The following is a 4,689-nucleotide window of genomic DNA, read 5'->3' on the forward strand; positions in this document are numbered from 1 at the left end:
CTCGAAGTCCTCACTGTCAAGCGTGCTGTTGATGGTAAGCACGTAGTTGTCGAACTCAACACCACCGCACGCGGTCGGGTTGTAACCGTCCTCGTCGGAGTACCCACCGTCAGAATCGAAGTTGAACGCGATGCGGAAATCGACCGGAGGAGTCAACGACGCCAGGTATGAATCAACGTCTATGCTCTCGCTACCCGTCGCCACATCGTACGTAGCCATCGTGTCGTAGTTCACCCACTCACTGGCGCCAGTGTCATATATCTGCAATATGACATAGCTGTAGTCAAACCCGGGCTCACTCTCGTTACTATAGTCATACGCGAGCGTAATCTGATCGCCAGGACCCCACCCGTACGTCTCCGTGACTACCGTCTGATACATGTTGTTGCCGTAACCAGTGCCAGTATTGTCATTGTAGCAGAGATCGATACCCTGCTGGTTCGTCATACCACAGAAGAGAGACTTGTTACCGGCGATGACGCACGACCCGATGTTTAGATACGGGTCAGCGCTCGTGCTGCTCGCCACGTGCATGTAGTCCGCTGCCTGCACGGTGTTGTCATTGCCCTTCCAGCCGTCCATGAAGAGACCGCTGTGAGGAGTGCCGGCAAAACCGGCGGAGCTAAAACTCCACATCTTCCGGTTCGCCCAACCAGCAGACGCAGGCTCGGCAGCCTCCCAGCGGTTGTCCCCTGCATCCCAAACCGTTCCACCATAGTAGAACGTGTCCGTGCCCTGCATGGCGGCGTTCACGCCGTACACCTGACCCATCGGGACTACGCCGACTGCGTCGTCAATGATGGGAACTCGTCTCTCGATCTCCCTGGCGCCGGCGATGCTACACACTGCCAAGACGCCAAACGCTATGAGGACAAGAATCGTGATACCCTTCCGCATTTGAATCACTCCTTCCGAAATGGGTGTGGTACACCCCTCAGGTTTGCGAGCGGTGGCGCGGCTCAATACAATCAGTCCCGTGAACCACCTCCCCGGGTCTGCCGAGGAAAGCAGCGCGGCCGACAGATCCGCGTGGCGCCCAGACCGCCTGCGCCGGGGGATCCAATGTCTTCAGCCCGTGTTTTGAAAGATGTGAAAAGCGACCCGCTGAGTTGTTTTAGCCTGTTGCGAGAAGCATGATATCACAATGGTGGGCTGAGGTCAACACAAAAGTCGCGTGAGCGAGTAGAATTGTTTGGAATGGACATCACACGATGAGACCGACGCCCCTGGTGGAGGGGCATCACACGACGCTGGCAGAAGCGCAAGCGCACAATGACGGCGAGCCCGCGAGCAGTCTTCAACACGCCGTGGCACGAGCAGCATATCGTGACGCGGCAGGTCGGTCTATATCTCCTTGCCTATCGAGAATGCGTTCCCGAGGCACTTTCCGATTCCATAGTATTTCTGTTCTCCGGGTGCGTAGAGGAACGGCTTCAGCTTCTCGATGTCGGGAAGGCCGTTTCCTCCGAGCACGCCCTCTTCCGCCTTGACGTCGATTATCTGGCCGATGAATTCCGTGTGCAGGCCGATTTCGATGGTGTGAAGAAGCTTGCACTCCAGGACGAGGGGGAATTCCTTGCCGTATGGTGCGTCGACAAGTCGGCTCTTGACCGGCGTGATCTTCGTCGCAGAAAATTTGTCTTCTTTCTTCCCCGTCACCATTCCGTAGTAGTCGGCCTCCTTCACCTGTGTCTCGGCGAGTATGTTTATCGTGAACGCCTTTCTTGCAACGATGTTCCCGTGCGTATGCGTGGCCTTTCTCATGGAGACGGCGACGCACGGTGGGTCAGAACAGCAGATTCCTCCCCAGGCCGCGGTCATCAGGTTGGGCTTCCCTGCCTTGTCGTACGTGCCGACGACGAGAACCGGGGTCGGGTACAGAATTGTCTTTGCTCCGATTGACTTTTTCACTGGGCGCCTCCTCGGTACAGATAGGTTCTTAGTACGGATACAGCCTCGGTACGGCTACAACTTTAGTACAGATACAACTTCCTATAGACCTGCAAGTCTGCAAGAACGAGTCGAATGTACTCCCTCGTCTCTCTGAATGCGACACTTTCCATGTAGACAAACCCATCGTTGGAGCTTGCACCGCGTGCAGCACGCGTCCAGCGTTCGGCGTTCTCTTCCCCGGCATTGTAGGCGGCGAGGGCGGTCACGACGGAATCGGAATATCTCCCGATGAGCCGGCCCAGATGCCAGATGCCGTAGCGAAGGTTGGTCCCGGGGTCTCTCAAATCCAACTTCCGCGTGTCTTCCCCCAGGTAGGCTGCGATGGCGCCGGCCGTCTCGGGCATCAATTGCATGAGGCCCGTGGCACTCGCAGAAGACTGCGCTCCCGGGTCGAATGTGCTTTCTCTCTTCATGACGGCGAGTGCAAGAAAGGGATCAACCGCCTGCGCTCGACTCTCGGGCAAGAGCACGTCGGCGTAGCAGATTGGGTAGAGCATCCGTTCGAGGAATCTCTTCTCTCCCTCATCCATTCCCTGCCCCCCGTTGGCTAGTCTCTCAGCAACCAACATTGCCTGCTTGTATAGTCCGTGCCGCCAGTAAAGCTGGGCGAGCAGAAAGAGAACGTCGGTCCTTCCCGAGAATTCCCTCTCGCACCCTCGAAGCTCCTCGATTGCGAGGTCTCTGAGACCGAACTCCAGTAGGAGCGCTCCTCCTTGGGCTCGCGGAGGAAGCCCTTCGGAGAGTTCGGTGCCTCCAGGGCCGGATGGAGACAGGAGCAAGACGTCAGTCGCTGGCGGGCTCGGGGCTGTGAGTTTTGCGGCCGGCACTCGGCCAAGCCCGTCCCCCTGCCCGAGTCGCCAGTCCTTCCACGGGCTCTTCAAGATCTCGCTTCTCACGCGGTCACCGATCCGGGCGCTCCCAGTCCGGAGACTGTCCAGCGCGACCACGTTCGAAAGACTCTCGAGCAAGAGCCCGTAAAGCGACTCGCTTCGCCGCTTCTCCTTTTCCAGTTCGGCGGACGAGACCGGAGATCCTCTCTCTGCCGAGCATTTGAGCAACCAGAAAAGGGCTGCGTCGTGAAGCCAATCCGTTGGCTCGCCCTTGAGTAACGAAGTAAATGCGACCTCGGCCTCTCCAATGGCGCCGAGTTTGTATTCGCAGAGTCCCTTGCGCCACAGTGATTCCTGGCCCAATCGAGTCTCGGGGAGCTGCGCGCCGAGAAGTTGATAGACCTCCGCGGCTTCCCTGAGCCTGCGCAGACTCTCCAGCTCCAGTCCCAGCTCCCATGCGGCCTCCGAGTACTTGACGCGTTTTCCGTCGAATGCGACACGACGGAACAGCTCAATCGCGACTTCTGTGTTTGTGAGTTGCCTCTCGCATCTGGCAACCCAAAGCTTGATCTGAAGAGAACCGCCGGCGTCTTTCTCCAACCTCCCCAGCGCAAGAAAAACGTCTTTGGCCTCCGCATACTTCTTCATTCGGTAATGGAGCCTCGCGAGTTCCCACCCGGCCTCGAGTCGCGGTTTCTTTGCGTGGAAGAGTTTCCCAAACAGGGACGCCGCCTCCGATCTCAGCCCCGCGCGCATGAGACACCTGGCGGCAGAGAGTGTCCTAGAGGCGTCCTCCCCGGTCCTCCCCTCTTTCACGAGCCGTAGATAGGCTCTGGCGGCCTCGACCGCTTCCCCGTTAGAGCTACCGGTCTCGAATGCCTGCGCGTTGCTTGTGGCGGCCATCTCGTAGTCTCCGCGACGCTCGTAGAGTCGTGCAAGCGCGGCCGCCACCCTTGTGCGATCCCCGGCATTCAAGTCCGCTTTAAGGAGGCTCTCCAGAAGCCCCAGCGCGTCACTGTCCCGACCGGCGTCACACAACGCGAGAGCTACCACCAGCCTCCCTCTCCTCCGTAGATAGTCCGGCGCCGCAGTTTCGTCCAAGGCCTTTAGAAGTTTGAGCATTCTGTCCGGTTCGTGCGACCTTGCTCCGGATTCGACGGCAAGATACAACGCGTGCGTGGCGAGCGGAGACAGGGTGCCCGACGCCTTCTCGAAATAGCGACCCGCCAGGGCGTACTCTCCGTCCTGGCGCAGCATGAGTCCTGCGGAGAGGCAGAAGGCTCCAAACGCCGCCAGGCTCTCCGGGATCGTCTGGATAAAAGGCAGGAGCACCTGCAGAGTCTGCTTCAGGTTCGTGGGTTTGAGGAGATTCGGAGGCTCCACAAGAAAGGCCGCGAGGTCACCGCCACGCCTTGCGAGCTGAGGATCCATCCTGTCCATCAGGGCAAGCATGTCGTCCTGAATCGTGCGCGACTCACGCTCCTTCTCGCTCAAGCCCTTTAGCAGAGAAGGGAAATCCCCCTCGCGCTGCGCGACCAGGAGGAGCGCACTCAAAACGGCGATCGAGTCCGCCCTCGCTTCTACGTTGGAGAAGCTGACGGACTGGCCGAGTGGTTGACTCGTGGCGGCTAGAGTAGCTCCCGGCCAGATGTTCGCCGTGAGGATCACGCAAATCCAAATTGATATCCTTCGCCTAACGTGGATCGCTCCCACCCCCAGACCGACTGCTCTCAGCCGGCTAGATTGGCGCGCCCTTTGCCGGGCACTCAGACTTTATGGATCTGGCTGGACTCCTCAACTAATCGTGGGTTAGTGTGGAACTGTCATCGTTAACCGTTCCTACTAGAGCCACATGAGTGCCGCAAGCACTCAAAGAGGAAAGGAGCCCAGCCATGTCTCAGTATAT

General features: G+C 58.7%; 3 protein-coding genes. All 3 read right to left on the reverse strand.

What is annotated here, in order from left to right; genetic code table 11:
• On the reverse strand, positions 1-897 hold an 897-nt coding region (locus NTX17_07515), incomplete at its 3' end, for a hypothetical protein (GenBank protein MCX5801215.1).
• 447 nt (positions 898-1,344) lie between these two features.
• Complete coding sequence (locus NTX17_07520) at positions 1,345-1,911, reverse strand: flavin reductase family protein (GenBank protein ID MCX5801216.1); 567 nt, start codon at positions 1,909-1,911, stop codon at positions 1,345-1,347.
• A gap of 62 nt (positions 1,912-1,973) precedes the next feature.
• Complete coding sequence (locus NTX17_07525; GenBank protein MCX5801217.1) at positions 1,974-4,496, reverse strand: transglycosylase SLT domain-containing protein; 2,523 nt, start codon at positions 4,494-4,496, stop codon at positions 1,974-1,976.
• Positions 4,497-4,689 lie beyond the last annotated feature (193 nt).

The organism is Candidatus Eisenbacteria bacterium, assembly GCA_026388185.1.
GTDB lineage: Bacteria > Eisenbacteria > RBG-16-71-46 > JAFGJU01 > JAFGJU01 > JAPLKG01.